This is a genomic window from Saccharopolyspora sp. NPDC000995, assembly GCF_053599315.1.
The window spans coordinates 1-18106 of the sequence record NZ_JBSFLZ010000141.1; the positions used below are offsets into that span (position 1 = coordinate 1).

General features: G+C 69.7%; 18 protein-coding genes, 1 tRNA gene and 1 pseudogene. 10 read left to right on the forward strand and 10 right to left on the reverse strand.

Annotated elements, in window-relative coordinates:
- Nucleotides 1-307 precede the first annotated feature (307 nt).
- From ACWDKQ_RS30740 to ACWDKQ_RS30750, 3 genes are all read right to left on the reverse strand, one after another.
- Nucleotides 308-721, reverse strand: coding sequence for a cytidine deaminase family protein (locus tag ACWDKQ_RS30740; protein WP_450142271.1), 414 nt, complete (start codon nt 719-721; stop codon nt 308-310).
- A 502-nt stretch (nt 722-1223) separates the two neighbouring features.
- Nucleotides 1224-1835 carry an IS630 family transposase gene (locus ACWDKQ_RS30745; RefSeq protein ID WP_450142285.1) on the reverse strand — a complete coding sequence of 204 codons (612 nt, stop codon included), beginning with the start codon at nt 1833-1835 and terminating at the stop codon, nt 1224-1226.
- 223 nt (nt 1836-2058) lie between these two features.
- Nucleotides 2059-2134, reverse strand: a tRNA-Arg gene (locus ACWDKQ_RS30750).
- Nucleotides 2135-2276: 142 nt separating this feature from the next.
- On the opposite strand from ACWDKQ_RS30750, the gene ACWDKQ_RS30755 reads away from it, so the two are divergent.
- Entirely contained in the window at nt 2277-4319 is a 2043-nt protein-coding gene (locus ACWDKQ_RS30755) for a tetratricopeptide repeat protein (protein WP_450142272.1), read from the forward strand.
- 19 nt (nt 4320-4338) lie between these two features.
- Here ACWDKQ_RS30755 and ACWDKQ_RS30760 read toward each other — a convergent pair whose 3' ends face one another.
- The 7 genes from ACWDKQ_RS30760 to rpmB form a co-directional block, all read right to left on the reverse strand.
- Entirely contained in the window at nt 4339-5499 is a 1161-nt protein-coding gene (locus ACWDKQ_RS30760) for a hypothetical protein (protein ID WP_450142273.1), read from the reverse strand.
- A 252-nt stretch (nt 5500-5751) separates the two neighbouring features.
- Nucleotides 5752-7245 carry a diguanylate cyclase gene (locus ACWDKQ_RS30765; RefSeq protein WP_450142286.1) on the reverse strand — a complete coding sequence of 498 codons (1494 nt, stop codon included), beginning with the start codon at nt 7243-7245 and terminating at the stop codon, nt 5752-5754.
- Between the two features lie 87 nt (nt 7246-7332).
- Nucleotides 7333-8010 (reverse strand): 5,6-dimethylbenzimidazole synthase, encoded by a 678-nt coding sequence (bluB, locus tag ACWDKQ_RS30770; RefSeq protein WP_450142274.1) that lies wholly within the window; start codon nt 8008-8010, stop codon nt 7333-7335.
- 344 nt (nt 8011-8354) lie between these two features.
- The gene (rpsR, locus tag ACWDKQ_RS30775; protein ID WP_450142275.1) at nt 8355-8594 is read right to left on the reverse strand and encodes a 30S ribosomal protein S18; all 240 of its coding nucleotides are present in this window, start codon (nt 8592-8594) and stop codon (nt 8355-8357) included.
- A gap of 3 nt (nt 8595-8597) precedes the next feature.
- Nucleotides 8598-8903: a 30S ribosomal protein S14 gene (gene rpsN / locus ACWDKQ_RS30780; protein WP_190818811.1), complete on the reverse strand. Its 306-nt coding sequence runs from the start codon at nt 8901-8903 to the stop codon at nt 8598-8600.
- A 68-nt stretch (nt 8904-8971) separates the two neighbouring features.
- The gene (gene rpmG / locus ACWDKQ_RS30785) at nt 8972-9139 is read right to left on the reverse strand and encodes a 50S ribosomal protein L33 (RefSeq protein WP_010316403.1); all 168 of its coding nucleotides are present in this window, start codon (nt 9137-9139) and stop codon (nt 8972-8974) included.
- Nucleotides 9139-9375 (reverse strand): 50S ribosomal protein L28, encoded by a 237-nt coding sequence (gene rpmB / locus ACWDKQ_RS30790; RefSeq protein WP_450142276.1) that lies wholly within the window; start codon nt 9373-9375, stop codon nt 9139-9141. Before rpmB ends, rpmG begins: the two co-directional genes overlap by 1 nt.
- 97 nt (nt 9376-9472) lie before the next feature.
- Here rpmB and mrf point away from each other — a divergent pair, with 97 nt between their 5' ends.
- From mrf to ACWDKQ_RS30835, 9 genes and pseudogenes are all read left to right on the forward strand, one after another.
- Complete coding sequence (gene mrf / locus ACWDKQ_RS30795; RefSeq protein WP_450142277.1) at nt 9473-10729, forward strand: ribosome hibernation factor-recruiting GTPase MRF; 1257 nt, start codon at nt 9473-9475, stop codon at nt 10727-10729.
- Between the two features lie 72 nt (nt 10730-10801).
- Nucleotides 10802-11053 carry a type B 50S ribosomal protein L31 gene (locus ACWDKQ_RS30800; protein WP_450142278.1) on the forward strand — a complete coding sequence of 84 codons (252 nt, stop codon included), beginning with the start codon at nt 10802-10804 and terminating at the stop codon, nt 11051-11053.
- Between the two features lie 125 nt (nt 11054-11178).
- Nucleotides 11179-11331: a 50S ribosomal protein L32 gene (gene rpmF / locus ACWDKQ_RS30805; protein ID WP_450142279.1), complete on the forward strand. Its 153-nt coding sequence runs from the start codon at nt 11179-11181 to the stop codon at nt 11329-11331.
- A 136-nt stretch (nt 11332-11467) separates the two neighbouring features.
- On the forward strand, nt 11468-12163 hold the full coding sequence (locus tag ACWDKQ_RS30810; RefSeq protein ID WP_450142280.1) for a response regulator transcription factor: 696 nt from the start codon (nt 11468-11470) through the stop codon (nt 12161-12163).
- Nucleotides 12160-13590, forward strand: a complete 1431-nt coding sequence (locus ACWDKQ_RS30815; protein ID WP_450142281.1) for an ATP-binding protein — start codon at nt 12160-12162, stop codon at nt 13588-13590. The genes ACWDKQ_RS30810 and ACWDKQ_RS30815 overlap by 4 nt, the downstream gene beginning before the upstream one ends.
- A 161-nt stretch (nt 13591-13751) precedes the next feature.
- Entirely contained in the window at nt 13752-14543 is a 792-nt protein-coding gene (locus ACWDKQ_RS30820; protein WP_450142282.1) for a DeoR/GlpR family DNA-binding transcription regulator, read from the forward strand.
- Nucleotides 14540-15613 (forward strand): galactose-1-phosphate uridylyltransferase, encoded by a 1074-nt coding sequence (gene galT / locus ACWDKQ_RS30825; protein ID WP_450142283.1) that lies wholly within the window; start codon nt 14540-14542, stop codon nt 15611-15613. The genes ACWDKQ_RS30820 and galT overlap by 4 nt, the downstream gene beginning before the upstream one ends.
- Before the next feature lie 230 nt (nt 15614-15843).
- Nucleotides 15844-17298 carry a S1C family serine protease gene (locus tag ACWDKQ_RS30830; RefSeq protein WP_450142284.1) on the forward strand — a complete coding sequence of 485 codons (1455 nt, stop codon included), beginning with the start codon at nt 15844-15846 and terminating at the stop codon, nt 17296-17298.
- 256 nt (nt 17299-17554) lie between these two features.
- A pseudogene (locus ACWDKQ_RS30835) lies at nt 17555-18040 on the forward strand (MogA/MoaB family molybdenum cofactor biosynthesis protein); the annotation flags it as partial.
- Between the last annotated feature and the right edge of the window lie 66 nt (nt 18041-18106).

Genomic DNA, 18106 nt, shown 5'->3' on the forward strand with positions numbered 1-18106 from the left:
CGACCCAGCGTCTTCGCGATGAATCGAGCCGAGCGCTCCCTGCTTAATTCTCGCGAGATGATCTCTCGCTCCTCTAACCGCAGTGGCTCGTGCCGGCTCATTCACAATTCCCATCGATCGACGCTACCAAGATCCTATCTCGGCGTCGCTACGACCGTTTGACCCCGCCGGTGCGGGGCGCGTTGGTTCAGACGGCGCGTTGTCGGATAGTCCGCCGAACCCGATCAGGGTTACAGCGTGGGGCGCTCGTGCTTCGGCGGCAGAACAACCTACTGCGGAGTACTGGACAATACCTGCTCATGGCAGGTCAGCCGCTGGGACTTTCGACTGCCTGGGCCTCCCTAGCCGGAAGCAGCTCGCCCAAGGTCGTGACGCAGTCCGTCCCTAGGACAACTTCGGCATCGAGGTTGCGGCGGTCGATTTGATACATGAACTCGCGGCAACGACCGCAGGGCGGCAGGACCATCAGGGTGTTCGTTCGCTCATCGCGAGTCACCGCGACTACCTGGGCGATCTGGAACTGCCTCGCAGTGACCATCGCCGCGACCGCTGCGTGCTCGGCGCAGAACCCCATGCTGCACGCGGTGTCGATGCAGACCCCGAGGAACACATCGCCATTACGCGTGACGATCGAAGCGGCCACGCCTCCGGACGCCCGGTCGTCCTGCTCGGTGGGGTTCAAACAACCAGCGGCGGCCTCGATGATCTCGGCGGGTTTCATACCGCCATTGCTACCAGTCTCGGTCCGCTACCGGAAATCAGATTTGTCCCCAAGAGCAGTCCAACAACACCCTGTCGCCTACCGTCGGCGAGAACCTCCCTCAGCCTGTGGCTCAAGTGGGTCTACGCCGTCTGCTTCTACCGCAAGCAAGGCCGCCCCGCCGCACCCCGGCCGGTGGGCTATGGTCGCTGCCGCCACAACCTCCCCCTCCGTGGCACTGTGGTTGTCCGGCCTGAACCCCCAGCGGGCCGGGCACCCAACGAAAAGCTTCCCCGCACCCGGGGCGCGTTGGTTCAGGCGGCGCGGTGCCGCCCCTTGTCGTTGGCGGTGGGCGGGAGCCCTCGTACGTGCTCACGCCGTTAGGAGCGAGCAACAGCACCGGGCGCAGTTCGTAGCCGTCTGGGCACGTCGGTCCCGGATCGCCTAGCGGGCCACGGGGACCGGGCGGCAGCGGGTTCGCGGCGAGGTAGCGGGCCACGGCGTCGATCTCATCGGCGCGAATTCATGGTGGGGCTAGGCCGGTGCTGGCGAGGAATCCGTCGATGAGGCCGGGCTTGTACTGCATGCGTTTGAGTCGGGTGCGTGCCAGTGTGGCCAGGTTGGTGATGGTGCCGGCAGCGAAGTTGGCGAGGCTGCGTTTGAGGTGTGACCACACGGACTCGACGGGGTTGAGTTCCGGGGCGTAGGAGGGTAATTGGTAGACGTGTAGCCACCGGTGGCCGGCCAGTAGTCGGCGCATCAGCGCCGAGGTGTGGCCGCCGAGGTTGTCCCAGACCAGCACGATCGGCCCGCCGAGCTGTTGATGGGCAGTGTCGAGGAGGTCGGCGAAGTCGCGTTCCCGGAAGCCTTTCTTTTCACCCTTACGGCCGCGGTGAATCATCATGCGGTAGATCAGCCGGGATCGCTGCCCCGGCTGGTAACAGGTCATCCCGGCGATCGAGATCCGTCCCGATCCCTTACCGGTGACCTTGACTACCGGTGTTGATCCTCGCGGGGCCCAGGTACGGGCCCTGGCTGGTCTCAGCGTGTGCCCCGCCTCGTCGGCGAAACAGATCCACGCGCCCAGCCTGCGCGCGATCCTTTTACCTGCGGCCAGGTCGACTTTCTCCAGGATGCCACCGCTTCTTCGTCCTGTTCAGCGGCGCGATACCCGTTGGGACGCGGTCCGTGCCGCTCTCAGCGAGCCGCGGAGCTCCGCGCCGACACCGTCCGATCAAGCCGCTCGCGAGCAAGTCGAACAGACGTTTGCTGCCCATTTGCTGCCCGGAGACGACTCCCCGGCGGGAGCCAAGGTCATCGATCTGGCGTCCCGCCGCAGGTCAGCGGGCTGATCTGGCTGGCGCCCCCGGCAGGATTCGAACCTGCGACACCCGCTTTAGGAGAGCGGTGCTCTATCCCCTGAGCTACGAGGGCTTGGTCTTCGACCCGTCTTGGAGCGTACCTGCACCGCCGTTTGCCGCCGAAACCCGGTTGGCGTCCCTAGTGTCTCACCCGGTCGCAGGCTTCCGTCGCGTATCGTCGGTGATCGTCACCGTTCGGCTCCTCTGGGGTGGGTATGGGCAACGAGAACAGCGGTTCGGTGCGCAATCTCGTGCAGGTCGAGGCCGTTCACGGCGACGTGCACTTCCGCGAGGAGCAGGAGCCGCCGGGGCAGCTGGTGGCGGAGCCGGTCAACTTCGTCGATCGGGAGCCGGAGTGCGAAGCGCTGGACGAGCTGTTGGCCGAGCGGCGCGGGGCTCGGGCCGGGTGCGTGGTGATCAGCGGGATCAACGGGGTCGGGAAGAGCGCGCTGGGCGCCTACTGGTCGCACCGGGTGATCGAGGCGTTCGAGGACGGCCAGGTGGTGTTCGATTTCGACCTCGGCCGGCGGAGTCTCGACGAGGCCGCCGAGCACTGCTTGCGTTCGCTCGGCGTTGACGGTGACCGGGTCCCGCTGGTGACGGACGACAAGATCGCCCTGCTGCGCAGCAGGACCAAGGGCCGGAAAATGCTGTTCTTCTTCGACGACGTGGCCGACCTCGGTGAGATTGAGAAGTTGTTGCCCGCCTCTGCGGAGAGCCTCGTGCTGTGCACGGCCCGAGAAGATGCCGTCGACCTGGTTCCGGAGGGAATTCGCCCGATTCGGCTGAGTGCGCTCGCGCCGCCGCACGCCCTCGACTACCTGCGGCGGAACGGGCTGCGGGCGCGGGTCGATGCCGAGCCAGCCGCCGCTGTGGAGCTCGTGGACCAGTGCGGCGGGCTGCCGATCGCGCTGCGCGTCGTCGTTGGTCTGTTGCAGCGGCGAGCGTCTTGGAGCATCGCGCGGGCGGTTCGGGAGCTCTCCGGCCAGCGGCGGAAGCACCTCCACAAGGTCTTCTCGGCCCTGGACCTCGCGGTCGGGGAACTCCAGGAAGCCCAAAAGGAACTGTACGCGTGGCTGGGTGTGTTCCCCGGCCCCGTGTTCTCGGCCGGGGCGGTGGCGGCATTAGCCGATCTCGCTGAGATCGACGCCGAATCCCGTCTCGCCGAGCTGCACAGGACTTGTCTGGTGGAAGAGAACGATCAAGAGCAGTACCTGCTCCACGACCTCGTGGACGAGCACGCCTCCTCCGAAGCCGTCCGGGCGCTCGGCGCCGCGAAGCGCGACGACGCGCTGCGGCGCCTCGTCGGTTGGTATCGGTTGCAGGGCGCCTTCGCCGACCGGATCGTGATGGAGCCGAGCCGCCTCCGCGTCGTGGACGACGACATCGCCGGGGAGAATCCCTTCGCTACTCGGGAAGAAGCGCTGGAGTGGCTGGAGCGGGAGCGGATCAACCTGCTCGGCATAATTCGGTTGGCAGAAGAAAGTGGTTTGTGCGTCGACGTGATCGCGCTCTGCGACGGTCCATTGTGGGCGCTGCACAACCAGCACAAGCACTATTCCGACACGTTGCGGGCTTTGGAACTGGCCATCAAGTGCGCACAGGAGATCGAGGATCCCATCGCGGAGTCCCGGATGCGGAGCCTGCGCGGGCAGCTGCTGATGGAGTGCGACGAGCTCGCCGAAGCGCAGGAGGAATGCGCGCGGGCCGTCGCAGCGGCGGAGCGGGCCGGGCATCGGCGGATCCTGGCTTCCGCGCTGGAATTCCAGGGCAAGGTGATGCACTCGCGCGGCGAATTCGACGGAGCAGTCGAAAATTTCGAGCGATCGCGGCGGCTCAACGAGGAGTTGGGGCGCCGTCGCGGCATGGCGTTGCAGGAATACCTGATGGGCAAGTCGTTTTCCGGGCTTGGCCGCCACGACGAGGCCCTGGAGGTGCTGCGGGCCGCCCTGGAGCGGATCGCGGAATTCACCGAGGACAAGCGGACTCCCGGACAGATCAGGGTCGCCGCGGCTCGGGCGCACCAGGCGCTCGGACAGCACGAGCAGGCCATCAAGCTGATCCGGGACGCCATTTCCGCGACCCGGGAGCGGCAGGCCTCCTTCGACCTCGCCGAGCCGTTGGAACTGCTCGCCGACTCGCTGACCGCGACCGGGCAGCCGGGCGCGCGGGACTGCCTGGAGGAAGCGCTGGCGATCTACGAGCAGGCGCAGAGCCCGAAGAGGGAGCGGGTGCAACGCAAGCTCGATCTTGCGTGATCGTTACCGGAACGACCACTCACGGGTGGAACAGCTCCACCGGCTCCGGACGGGCGGGCCACGGCGGCTCCGGGAGTTCCAGTCGCCGGTAGATCAGCTCGCGAAGACGCCGGTAGGGGCCGTCGTAGAAGGCCAGGTCGGCGAGCTGCCGATGACCCGGGATCGGCCTCGCCGCATCGATCTGTGCCCGCACGTCCCCGGCCGGGTCCAGGCGTTCCGCCCGTTCTCCCAGCAGCGCCATCGGGGAGCCGGGGACCACCTCGTCGGTGCCGAAAGCCGCCAGGAGCAGCGGTTTTCCCAGCGCGGCAGCGTAGAACGTCAGCGACCCGTGATCGGAGACGACCACGTCCGCGGCGACCAGCGCGGCCTGCCACTTGCGCAGCCTTGGAACCAGGACGAGCCCGCTGCGGAGGGCCGTCCGCAGCCAGGTTTCGAGCTGCAGGCCGCCATGCCTGCTCCAGACGTTCGGGTGCAGCACCAGCGCAACCTGGTAGTCGGCGGGTAGCGCGGCGACCAGCTGTTGCGCCAGCCCGCCTTGGTGGCGGAACAGCGAATGCGGACCCCAGGTCGAGGCCAGGACCACCAGTTTTCGCGGACCGGTCCCGAGGGCTGCGCGGTACTGCTCGCGCATCGGCAGGCTGACCTGCAGGCGCGCGAAGCAGGGGTCGCCGATCACCTCGGCGCGCGGGACCGCTTCCGGGCAGCTGCGCCGCAGCTCGGCCAGTTGGTTCGGGTGCGAGAGGCCGACGACCGCCGGGACTACCCGGCCCTCGTGCATCAGCTGGGCGGTGGACAGGCCCGAAACTTCCTCTGCCACACCGGTTTCCGTGGCGCGCAGCTTGTGGTGCCCGGCGCCGTGCGGCAGCGTCAGCACCGGGACCTCCAGCTCGTGCAGGGGGCCGTTGCCGCTCGGCGAGATCGCGAAGTCGAAGTCCTTGCCGATGGCGTGCTCCCAGTCCACGACCTGCGCATGCGAGCGGTGCAGCTCGTCGGCAAGGTTCGCGGCGAACTCCGATCCCGCCGCCACCGCGAAGCGGGTCTCTACCCGCATGTCGTCCGCGAGCACCGGGAGCACGTCCAACAGGCGGTCCAGTGCGGCCAGAGTTCTCACGACGCCGAGGATCCGGCGCTGCACCGGCGCGGAGTCCCAGCGCCCCGCCCGGGCGGGCCCAGCGGACATGGCCGCCACCAGCGGGCTTGCGGGCTTGCGGGCTTGCGGGCTTGCGGGCTTGCGGGCTTGCGGGCTTCCGGGCTTCCGGGCTTCCGGGCTTCCGGGCTTCCGGGCTTCCGGGCTTCCGGGCTTCCGGGCTTCCGGGCTTCCGGGCTTCCGGGGTCGATGCTGGATTCTACCTTGCTGCGCAGGGAAAATCCGCCGCCATCGGGGCGCAGCGTGGTGGGCATGGCGACCGATCCTAACCGAGCCGGATCCGCCTCAACGCGCGGTCGACCGGCGCGCGGTCGACCGGTTATCGTCGACCTCCCAGCGGTTGCGCCCGCCCCGCTTTGCCCGGTACAGCGCGATGTCGGCGGCGGTGAACAGGTGCTCCAGGTTCGCCGGGCCCGCCGCGACCCCGATGCTCAGTGTCGGCGGCCTCGTCGTCCGCCCGAGCACCAGTTGCCAGTCGTGCCGGTGCACCGCGGCGCGGACCCGTTCGGCGACGATCGGCCCGGCGTCGCGGGACTCCTCGGAGGCGTCGACGAGAAGCACCACGAACTCGTCTCCGGCCCACCGGCAGAGCAGGTCGTCGGCGCGGCATTCGCGGCGCAGCAACTGCGCGACTTCCTGGAGCACGACGTCGCCCGCGGTGTGGCCCGCGAGGTCGTTGACGTCCTTGAACCAGTCCACGTCCAGCAGCAACAGCCACGGCACCCGCCCGGCCGCGGCGGTGCTCTCGAGCAGCGTGGGCGCGCGTCGCTCCAGACCGAGTCGGTTGGCCAGACCGGTCAGCGGGTCGCGTAGCGCGGCTTCCTGCGCGGCCACCGCCATGCGCTGCGCCTGCACCGCCACGCGGCGCTGCTCCAAGGCCTGTCCCAATCCCTCCTGCAGCACGTCCACCGCGGTGCTGCCCGCTGCGACCGTTCGCCGCAGCGCGGCGGATTCGCCGACCGGGTCGGACAGCTCTTCGCAGATCGCCGCCAGGTCGAGGGAGAACTGCATCATCAGCATGGTGTCGCGGATCGTTTCGGCGCCGCCCAGGGCGCGGCTGGCGAACGTCCGGGCCTCCTCCAGGCGGCCCTGGTCGCGGCGCACCACCGCCAGCACCCAGTTCGCCACCGAAGCCGTGAACCAGTCGTCTGCGGCCCGCCCCAGCGTAAGCGCCTCCAGGGCGGCCTGTTCCGCGTCTGCTGTGTCGCCGACACCGGCCAGCGCCCGCGCGAACCCGGCCAGCGCCGAGCGTTTCACCTGACCCGGCTTGGACAGCGCCTGCGACTCGTCGAAGAGGTCGCGGGCCAACGCGAACTGCTCCGCCCCTGATTCGTCCGGGCGGGTGACGGCGCGGACGGCGCGGAACACCCGCGCATTGCCCTCCCGGTTCAGGCAATGCGCCAGCGCCGGCTGTTCGCCGGAGTCGCGGGCGATCCGCACCGAGAGAGCCATCAGTTCCAGCACCGGGCCGCGGTGGCCGATCGTCTCCAGCAGGTAGCCGAGCATGCTGATGGTGTGGGCGGCCGCCGCGCCCTCGGGGCGGTCCACGTCCAGGTCGGTCCAGCCCTCGGCGATTAGCTCCAGGGCGAGCGGGATGCGCTCCAAGCGCCACGCAACCGAGGCCCGGTGCACCAGGACGGTGGGCCGGTTCCACCGCTCGTCGACGTGGTTCGCCCCGGCCGCGAGCAGCTCGTCGAACGCCGCGTTGGCCTCGGCGAAACGGCCGGAGTCCAGCAACAACCGCACGTGGCGGTCTTGGGGCGGCAGGTGGCCGACCATCAGCAAATCATCCTGCTGCACCACGTCCTCGCAGGAGCGCACCTAGTAGCGGAACCGCGTGCCGGAGCGGTTTTCGTGGTCTACAGGCTACCGGTTGCGACCGTGGCCATACTTGTCGTAGTGGACGACCTGCTCCAGCGGCAACCGCTGCCGCCAGCCGTGGCGTTCCAGGTCAGGTGCCTCGGCCAGGGCCCGCACCGGTCCCACGCACAACCATGCCACCGGACGCACCCCCTGCGGAATGCCCAGCAGGCGGCGGAGGAATTCCTCGCGGTAGAAGCTGACCCAACCGACGCCCAGGCCTTCGGCGGTGGCGGCCAGCCACAGGTTCTGGATGGCCAGGCACACCGAGTACAGGCCGGCGTCGGCGATCGCGTGACGGCCGAGCACCTGGGGTGCACCGCGGTTCGGGTCGTAGGTGACGGCGATGCCCAGCGAGGACTCCACGATGCCCTCGACCTTGATCTTGGCGAAGGTCTCGGCGCGTTCCCCGTCGAGCTGGGCGGCGAACACGCTGCGTTCGGCCAGCACGTGCTCGCGGAAGGAGCGGCGGGTGGCGTCGTCGCGGACGAGGACGAAGTCCCACGGTTGGGACAGGCCGACGCTGGGCGCGCTGTGCGCGGCGGTCAGCACGCGGCGCAGCACGGGGTCGGGGAGTTCGCCGCCGGTGAACTCGCGGCGCACGTCGCGGCGGCGGTTGATCACGTCGTAGAGTTCGGCGGCGGGGGCGGTGTCGGTCAACTTAGGGGCTCGTCCGGCGATCATCGCTGCTCATCCTGCCGCCCGATGGAGCAACGGGGCAAGGGGCATCCGCGCCGGGCAACCGCAACACCTGCTATCGGACGGGCAGGGAAGGGTTGCCTGGTAATGGCCCGTGAGTGCTTTGGGGGTTGTAGAGGCAGTACTGGAAGGTTCTGGTTGAAGCGAACGGAGCATCCGTTTGTCTCGCCTACCGAGGTGAACAGTCCGTTCGCCTCAACCCGATTGGTGAGGCCGGAATCAGGTCGCTCCCGCCGAGGCAGTCAGCGGAAACGTCCACGCAGAACGAGTTCCCAGGCAGCCTCTACAGCACCCCAACGCACTCACGCCCGTTCACCTGGTCGAACGCCTCATTTCCGGCCGTTCGACGGGTAGGGGAGGAGCGCCATCTCGCGGGCGTTCTTGATCGCCTTCGCCACCTCGCGCTGCTCCTGCGCGGTCAGGCCGGTGACGCGGGGGGAGCGGATCTTGCCCCGGTCGGAGATGAACTTGCGCAGCAGCGAGGTGTCCTTCCAATCCACCTGGACGACGCCTTCGCGCTGGAGAAGGTTGGGCTTGCGGCGGACGCTGCGCCGGTCGTTGTTGCGCACGGATCACCAACTTGACTTCGTAACGCCGGGCAGTTCGCCGGAGTGCGCGAGCTCGCGCAGCCGCACCCGGGAGACGCCGAACTTGCGGAAGTAGCCGCGCGGCCTCCCGTCGACGGCGTCGCGGTTGCGCAGCCGCACCCGGCTCGCGTTGCGCGGCTGGCGCTGCAGTTCGCGCTGTGCGGCGTCGCGTTCCTCCGGGCTGCTCCCGGGGGCGACGATGATCTTCTTCAGCTCCGCTCGCCGCTCGGCGTAGCGGGCGACGATTTCGCGGCGCTGCTCGTTGCGCGCGATCTTTGACTTCTTGGCCACTCGGCCGTTCCTTTCAACTGTCCGGGCTCGCGAATGCTCACTGGTCAAGACGAGCCGGGAATCACCGGCTAGCGTTCTTCGCGGAATTCGACGTGCTTGCGGGCGACTGGGTCGTACTTGCGGAGGACCAGGCGGTCCGGGTCGTTCCGGCGGTTCTTGGTGGTCACGTAGGTGAAGCCGGTGCCGGCCGTGGAGCGCAGCTTGATTACCGGGCGGACGTCGGTGCTCTTGGCCATCAGAGGCGCTCCCCTCGCGTTCGCATCTCGGCCACTACGGACTCGATGCCCCGCTTCTCGATCGTCTTCATGCCCTTCGTCGACACGCGTAGCCGGATCCAGCGGTTCTCGGACGGCAGCCAGTAGCGCCGCCGTTGCACGTTGGGCAGCCAGCGGCGGCGGGTGCGGTGGTTGGAGTGGGAGACCTGGTTGCCGTAGCCGGGTTTCTTCCCGGTCACCTGACAGCGGATGGACATGACCTACCTCTCGATAATGACATCCATTTTCATTTTGTCGATGTCGAGAGTAGCGTGTGTCCGCGTCAGATGAAAACCGTTGTCAATTGAGGTGGGGATGGGAACCGAGTCGTCCGCGAACCGGCGGATTCCGCTGATCATGGTGGCCGGGATCCGCGCGGGGCAGGTCGCGGCGGCCGCCGAAACGGCCCGGCGAGAAGATCCGGCGGGCACCGCGCTCGTGCACCACGACCTGCGCCAAGTCGCCCAGGGAGTCATTCGGCGCCTGGTCCGTCACGGCGACAGCGAGAGCACCGAGGTCCTGGAGCTCGCGCACGGTTGCGTGTCCTGCACGCTGCGCCTCGACATGCTGCCGCTGCTGCGGAGGCTGGCCGCCGCGCCCGAAGTGACGCGGATCGTCGTGCAGCTCGACCCGGCGCTGGAGCCGGAAACCATCTGCTGGGCGCTGCAGCACGTCCTGGTGGACGACCGCCCCCTCGTCGACGACGTCGACGTCCAGGCCGTGGTCACCACCGTCGACCTGGCGACCTGGTTGGCCGATGCGACCGGCGAGGAGGAACTCGTCGAGCGAGGGCTCGGCGGCAGCGCGGATGACGAGCGCACCGTCGCCCAGGTCGCGGTGGGGCAGGTCGAATTCGCCGACGCGATCGTGTTCGCCGGGCGTGCCGGCGACCGGTGGAACCACGTGCGCACCGAGGCCGTGATCGCTCGGCTCACACCCAACGCGCCCGGCATGCACCTCGACGACCTGGGCGTTTCCGCGCTGCTGGCCAAGGTGCCCGCCGACGCGCGCCGCGGCGAAGTCGACGGGCCGCAGGGGCAGTTGCTGCGCGGGCAGCCGTCGCTGGAAACCGAGGCCGGGGTGTCGGTGGTGCTCTTCGAGGAGCGCCGGCCGTTCCACCCGGAGCGGCTGCACCAGGCGATCGACGTGCTGCTGGACGGCGTGGTGCGCACCCGCGGCCGCGTCTGGGTCGCCAGCCAGCCGGACGTCGCGCTGTGGCTGGAATCCGCGGGCGGTGGACTCGGCGTCGCGCACGCCGGGGCGTGGCTGGCCGCGCTGGAGCCGGACCAGTGGGCCGACGTTTCACCACAACGGCAGGTGAAGGCCTCGCTGACCTGGGATGACTACTACGGCGACCGGATGCAGGAGCTGGTCGTGATCGTCCACGAGGCCAACCCGCAGGACATCGTCCACTCCCTGCGCCACGCCCTGCTCACCGACGACGAGCTCGCCGCAGGCGAGGGCGCGTGGGCGAGCTACGAGGACCCGTTCGGCGATTGGCACACCGACCCGTGCGGCGACGACCCGGCGGGGACCACCGCGGACGCCACCGGCGAGACCGGCACCCGGTAGCGCATCGCCGGGAGCCGCAATCCACGCGGTGCCGCCAGCAGTTCCGCGCTGAGACCTACGAGGAGAAACGCCATGAAGCCAGGAATCCATCCCGAATACCGGCCCGTCGTGTTCCAGGACCGCACGACCGGGGACCGGTTCCTGACCCGCTCCACCGCCACGTCCGGCACGCGGACGGAGTGGGAGGACGGCAACACCTACCCGCTGATCGTGATCGACGTGACCGCCTACTCGCACCCGTTCTGGACCGGCAACCAGCGGGTGCTGGACACCCAGGGCCGGGTCGAGAAGTTCCGCCGCCGCTACGGCGACCGGATCCGCTGAGCCCGGCAGCCGCGACCGGACCTGCCCGCGGGGTCGGGAGCGAATGGGCCGTTCGCTTCGACCGAGGAGGCGAACGGCCCATTCGCTTCACCCACCAAACCGAACGCAACCACGAGAGGACCGCCATGGCCGTTCCGAAGCGGAAGATGTCGCGCAGCAACACCCGCCACCGTCGATCGCAGTGGAAGGCGGCGGCACCCGATCTGGTGCCGATCGTCGTCGACGGGCAGCGCAAGCTGGTGCCACGCGCGCTCATCCGGCACTTCCAGCAGCGGTGAACGATCCGGCGCGCGCGATCACCCCGGGTGACGGCGCGCGCCGGAATCACGCCGAAGTGGAGACGGATGTCACGGGGTGCCGCGACGCACGGCGGGTTCTCAGCTGCTTCTCAGGGCTAGGGGTAAGACTGTTCCCATGCGCATCCTCGTCGTCGACGACGATCGTGCCGTGCGGGAATCGCTGCGAAGGTCGTTGCAGTTCAACGGGTACCAGGTCGAGCTCGCTGCGGACGGTCAACAGGCACTGGACTTCCTGGCTGGCAACCGTCCGGACGCCATGGTGCTCGACGTCATGATGCCCCGCCTGGATGGCTTGGAGGTCGCACGGCGCCTCCGCAGTACCGGGGACGACCTGCCGATCCTGGTGCTCACCGCGCGCGACGCCGTGTCCGACCGGGTCGCCGGGCTCGACGCGGGCGCCGACGACTACCTGCCAAAGCCGTTCGCGCTCGAAGAGCTCCTCGCCCGGCTGCGCGCGCTGCTGCGCCGCGCCAGCCCGCCGGAAGCCGGGCAGGACGCGCAGCCGGCCGCGCTGCGCTTCGCCGACCTGGAGCTGGACCCGGGCACCCGCGAGGTCCGCCGTGGCGAGCGCCCGATCAGCCTGACCCGCACCGAGTTCGCCCTGCTGGAGCTGCTGATGGCGCACCCCAAGCAGGTGCTGACCCGCAGCCGCCTGCTGGAGGACGTGTGGGGCTACGACTTCCCGACCTCGGGCAACGCCCTGGAGGTCTACATCGGATACCTGCGCCGCAAAACCGAGGCCGAGGGTGAGCCGCGGTTGATCCACACGGTCCGTGGCGTCGGCTACGTGCTCCGCGAGACGCCGCCGTGACACTCCCCGCACCACCTCCGCCCGACCTCGACCCGCATGAGCGCCCGAAAGGCCGGTTTCAACGCGTCTCGCTGCGCAACCGGGTCACCTGGCTGGCCGCGATCTGCGTCGCTGGCGCGGTTGCGCTGGTGTCGGTCGCGGCCTTCATCACCGTGCGCGACAGCCTCTACCAGCAGTTGGACGACAACCTCACCGAGCGCGCGGTGGAAGCGGCCGAGGGCCCGCTGGTGCGCACCTCGGACCTGCAGCAGGTGCCGGTGGCGTTCTTCGTGGCGCAGAACTTCAAGATCAGCGTGCTGTCCGCGGACGGCGTCGTGGTCGGCCCGAACGACCGACCACCGATCAGCCTCGACGAGCTGGCGGTCGCCAAGGGCCAGACCGGCGAGTCGCTGCGCACCGATCAACGCACCAACAGCCGCGTGGTGGCGGTCCCGACCGGGCAGAACGCCGCGCTGGTGATGTCCACATCGCTGCAACCCACGCAACGGACGCTCGCGCAGCTGAGCGTGGTGCTGGTGGTGATGGGCGGTGCCGGGATCTTGCTCGCGGCGGCTGCCGGGACCGCGGTCGCCCGCGCCGGGCTGCGGCCGGTGCAGCGGCTGACCGCGGCCACCGAGCGCGTCGCGCTCACCGGCGACCTGCGCCCGATCCCGGTCGGCGGCGACGACGAGCTGGCCCGCCTGACCACGAGTTTCAACAAGATGCTCGGCGCCCTAGCCGAGTCGCAGGAACGGCAGCGGCGCTTGGTTGCCGACGCCGGCCACGAGCTGCGCACCCCGCTGACCTCGTTGCGCACCAACCTGGAACTGCTGATGGCTTCGGCCCGACCGGACGCGCCGAAGCTGTCCGAGCAGGACCGGGCGGAGATGTTCACCGACGTCCAGGCGCAGGTGATGGAACTGTCCGCACTGGTCGGCGACCTCGTCGAGCTGGCCAGGGAGGACACCCCACAGGCCGTGCACGAGCCGGTGGACCTGGTCGACGTGGTGGAGCGCGCGTTGAGCCGCGCGAGGCGCCGGGCACCGCGCATCGAGTTCGACGTCCGCCTGGAGCCGTGGGTGATGATGGGCGACGCGACCGCGCTGGAGCGGGCGGTGCTGAACCTGCTGGACAACGCCGCGAAGTGGAGCCCGGACGGCGGCCGGGTTCGGGTGGACCTGCATCCGGCCGGCAACGGCCTGACCACCGATCTGGAGGTCGCCGACAGCGGGCCCGGTATCGCTGCGGCGGACCGGCCGTACGTGTTCGAGCGCTTCTACCGGTCTTCCGACGCTCGAACCCTGCCGGGCTCCGGGCTCGGCCTGTCGATCGTCAAGCAGGTCGCGGAGCGCCACGGCGGGACGGTCTGGGCCGGTGAGGCGCCCGAGGGCGGGGCACTGCTGCGTATGGCGCTGCCGGGCAGCCTGCAGTACATCGAACAGCAATGAACAGCCTGCTTCGTCCGCGGCACCGGATTGCCGTGTCAAACGCCCGGTCACCGGTTCGGGTAATGTTGATTCTTGTTTGCTCGGCGTCCGCGCGGGTCGTTGATCGTTCCCGGGGAGAACCTCACGAGCGCGCGGCCCCGACGGCTGAGGGGACGGGTGGAGTGCTCGCGAGGCAACGCCAGGAAGTGATCCTCGACGAGGTGCGGCGCACCGGGGCGGTGCAGGTCGGCGACCTGGTGCAGCGGCTGGGAGTGTCGGACATGACGATCCGCCGCGACCTCGACGCGCTGGCGCGCCGCGGCCTGGTGGAGAAGGTCTACGGCGGCGCAACCTCGATGATCGGCCGCAGCACCGACGAGCCGGGCTTCGAAGCCAAGTCCGTGCGGCAGCTCGCCGAGAAGGAGGCGATCGCACGGCTGGCCGCCGAGCAGGTCCGGCCGGGCACCGCGATCGGCCTGTCCGCGGGAACGACCACCTGGACGCTCGCGCGGCATCTCGACGAGATCGCCGACCTGACGGTGGTGACCAACTCCGTGCGGGTCGCCGACGCCCTGCAGCAGCGCGGCCGCACCGACCGCACCGTGGTGCTCACCGGCGGCGTCCGCACCCCGTCGGATGCGCTGGTCGGGCCCGTCGCGGTGCAGGCGCTGCGCTCCCTGCACCTGGACCTGGTGTTCCTCGGGGTGCACGGGATGGCGCCGCGGGCCGGTTTCACCACCCCGAACCTGAACGAGAGCGAAACGAACCGGGCGCTGGCTGAGGCGGCGGGCCGGTTGGTCGTGGTCGCTGACAGCTCCAAGTGGTCGACGGTCGGGATCTCCACGATCGTCGACTTCGACGAGGTCGATCTGCTGATCAGCGACCAGGGCCTGCCGGGCGAGGCACGCCAGCTGCTGGCCGAGCACGTCGAGCTGCTGCTGGCCGATCAGCAGGGCGTGGAGGAGGAGCAGTGAAGAGGACGGCGCGACGCCTGGCAGACGGCCGGGAAATCATCTACTTCGACGCCGACCCGTCGCGGACCCGGGACGCCGACGACACCAGGGACCTGCCGCCGCAGGCCCCGGCTTCGGAGATGCGGCGGGAACCGCTGACCGGCGAGTGGGTCGCGATCGCCGCGCACCGGCAGGTGCGGACCTACAAGCCGCCAGCCGAGCTGTGCCCGCTGTGCCCGAGCGCCCCCGGGCGGCCCACCGAAATCCCGGAGCCGGACTACGACGTCGTCGTGTTCGAGAACCAGTTCCCGTCGTTCGCCCAGGGCATTCCCGGTGCGGCGTCCACTGTGGAGGGGATGCCGATGGTGCCGGTCGCGCCCGCGAGCGGCCACTGCGAGGTGGTGTGCTTCACCTCCGACCACAACTCGTCGTTCGGCGAGCTCAGCTCCGCGCAGGCGCGGACCGTGGTGGACGTTTGGGCCGACCGGACCGCAGGACTGGCCGAGACGCCCGGCGTCGAGCAGGTGTTCTGCTTCGAGAACCGCGGTGAGGAGATCGGCGTCACCCTGCACCACCCGCACGGCCAGATCTACGGATATCCGTTCGTGACGCCCAGGACGGAAAAGATGCTGCAGGTCGCCGAGAAGTACCTCGCGCAACACGGTCGGCACGTGCTGGGCGACGTGCTCGCCGCCGAGCGCGCGGCGGGGGAGCGGGTGATCGTCGACTCCGAGCACTGGACCGCCTTCGTGCCCGCGGCCGCGCGGTGGCCGGTCGAGGTGCACCTCGTGCCGCATCGCCAGGCGCCGGACATCGCGGCGCTCACCGACGCCGAACGCGACGACTTCGTGGTGACGTACCTGGACGTCCTGCGCCGCCTCGACGGGCTCTACGACCGCCCGCTGCCCTACATCGCGGCCTGGCACCAGGCGCCGGTGAGCACCGGTCGGGAGCTTTCCTGGCTGCACCTGGAGGTCTTCTCGGTGCTGCGCTCGGAGGACAAGCTGAAGTACCTCGCGGGATCGGAGTCCGGCATGGCGGTGTGGATCAACGACGTCACCCCGGAGCAGATCGCCGCCCGGCTGCGGTGACCGGCGTTTCCGCCCCCCACCGTCCGAAGCGCCACGCCGGGGCTGACATCGCCATGCCCACGAGTACTTTTGGGGGCTGCAACGCCCAAAAGCGCTCACTGGCCTCCGCGCCGCCGCACGACTGACAACCGGCTCCGTACGTCGGAGATCACAGTCCGCCCCAACGGTTATCAGGCAGACCCTCAGCCTGGTCTCAGACACTTCTCAGCCATCAGGAGCAAGGTGGAGCCATGACCGAACACACCCCGGGCAACTCCGGCGATCAGCCGGAAGAACCGAAGCCGCAGGCGGATGGGCCCGCCGCGGGCACCGGCGACACGCCACCAGCCGGGGTGCCGCTGCGACCCCAACGGCAAGAGCCCCAGCAGCCCCAAGCTCCGGCTCAGCCGCAAGAGCAGCACCAGGCCCAGTCCCAGCAACCCCAGCAGCCGCAAACCCAAGCCGAGCATGCTCAACAGCAGCAAGCCCATCACCAGCAAGTCCAGCCCCAGCCACAACATTCCCATCACCAGGCTGGGGCGGCGCAGCCGCCGCACTCGACGCAGCAGTTCCCGCATTCGCAGCCGTGGCCGTCGGGGGGCTACAGCGCGCCGGTCCAACCGCCCCAGCAGCGGAACCGGCACGGCGGGCTGATCGCAGGTGCGGCGGCGCTCGCGCTGGTCGCGGGCCTGGTCGGTGGCGGTGTCGGCGGGTACGTCGGGTACCAGCTCGGCGGTGACAAGGGCGCCGTGACCGCGCTGGACCAGCCGCGGCCAGCGCGCAGTGCGAGCACCGCGCCGCAGGGCTCGGTGCAGCAGGTCGCCGAGAAGGTGCTGCCCAGCGTCGTCCAGCTGCAGCTGGTGACCGCGCGCGGCGCTGGCGAGGGTTCCGGGATCGTGCTCAGCAGCGACGGCTACATCCTCACCAACAACCACGTCGTCGACGGAGGCGGGCAGCGCGGCCAGCTCACCGCGCTGTTCCACGACAACCGCTCGGCTTCGGTGCGGGTCGTCGGCACCGACCCGTCATCCGACCTCGCGGTGGTGAAGGCCGACATCGCCGGCCTCACCCCGGTCGGGCTCGGCCGCAGCGACGACCTGCCGGTCGGTGCGCCGGTGGTGGCCATCGGTTCGCCGTTCGGCCTCTCCGGCACCGTGACCAGCGGCATCATCAGCGCCAAGGACCGCCCGGTGCGCGCCGGTGGGGAATCCGGCAGCGAGGACACCGTGCTCAACGCGCTGCAGACGGACGCCGCGATCAACCCCGGCAACTCCGGCGGCCCGCTGGTCGACATGGACGGCAATGTGGTGGGCATCAACTCCGCGATCTACAGCCCGGGTTCGGGCCAGCAGCAGGCCGGCTCGGTCGGGCTCGGCTTCGCGATCCCGATCGACCAGGCCAGGCGCATCGCCACCGAGCTGAAGGACACCGGCTCGGCCACCCAGACCACCCTGGGAGTCAGGATCAGCAACGCGCAGCAGCCCGGCGCGCAGGTCCGCGACGTCACGGCCGGCGGACCCGCCCAGCAGGCCGGGATCCAGTCCGGCGACGTCATCACCAAGATCGACGACCGGGCGATCCTGGATTCCGACTCCCTGGTGGCCGCGGTCCGATCGCACAGCCCCGGGGAACGGGTGCGGATCTCCGTCACCGGCGCGGGCGGCGATCGCACCGTGGACGCCACCCTGACCGGCCAGAAGGGATGATCGCAACGCACGGCCGGTTCGCCGGCCGTGTTCCACGTCGACCGCGCCGGGCTGCCCTACCCCCTCCGAGCAGCCCGGCGCGGTCGACGGCTCGGCTTCGCACAACGGTCGAAAGTCAGCTCGGCGACATCGCAGGACTTGGAGGAACATGTCCGACGAAATAGGCACCGTGGTTCCGCGCAGGCCGGTGAGGATGGTGGATCTCACCAACTCGATAGATCTGACCGCGGAGACCCTTGGCACTACGGTTACCGGCATGGAACGCAGCGCGCAGCGGTTGGGGCGGGCCCTCGTGGTCGTGGTGGACGATCGGGTAGCCCAGGGCGAGCAGGAAGACAACATCGGTCCGTTGGTCACCGAGTTGCTGGAGGAAGCCGGTTTCATCGTCGACGGTACCGTCGCGGTGGCCGGGGAGACAGTCGACATCCGCAACGCGCTGAACACCGCGGTGATCGGCGGGGTCGACGTGGTGATCACCGTCGGCGGCACGGGTGTGTCGCCCCGGGACGTCACGCCGGATGCGACGGCGGGCGTCCTGGACCGCCCGGTCCCGGGCATCGCGGAAGCCCTGCGGGCATCCGGGCTGGCGGCGGGCGCGGTCGAGGCCGGGGTGTCGCGAGGCCTGGTCGGGGTCTCCGGCAGCACGCTGGTGGTGAACCTGGCAGGTTCCCGGGCCTCGGTCCGGGATGGCATGGCCACCCTGACCCCCCTGGTGACCCATGTGATCGAACAGCTCTCGGGTCGACAGCTGGAACAGACGAATCCGGCTACAGGCTGTTCGGTTTTCGGCCCTGTGGCGGAGGCGCCG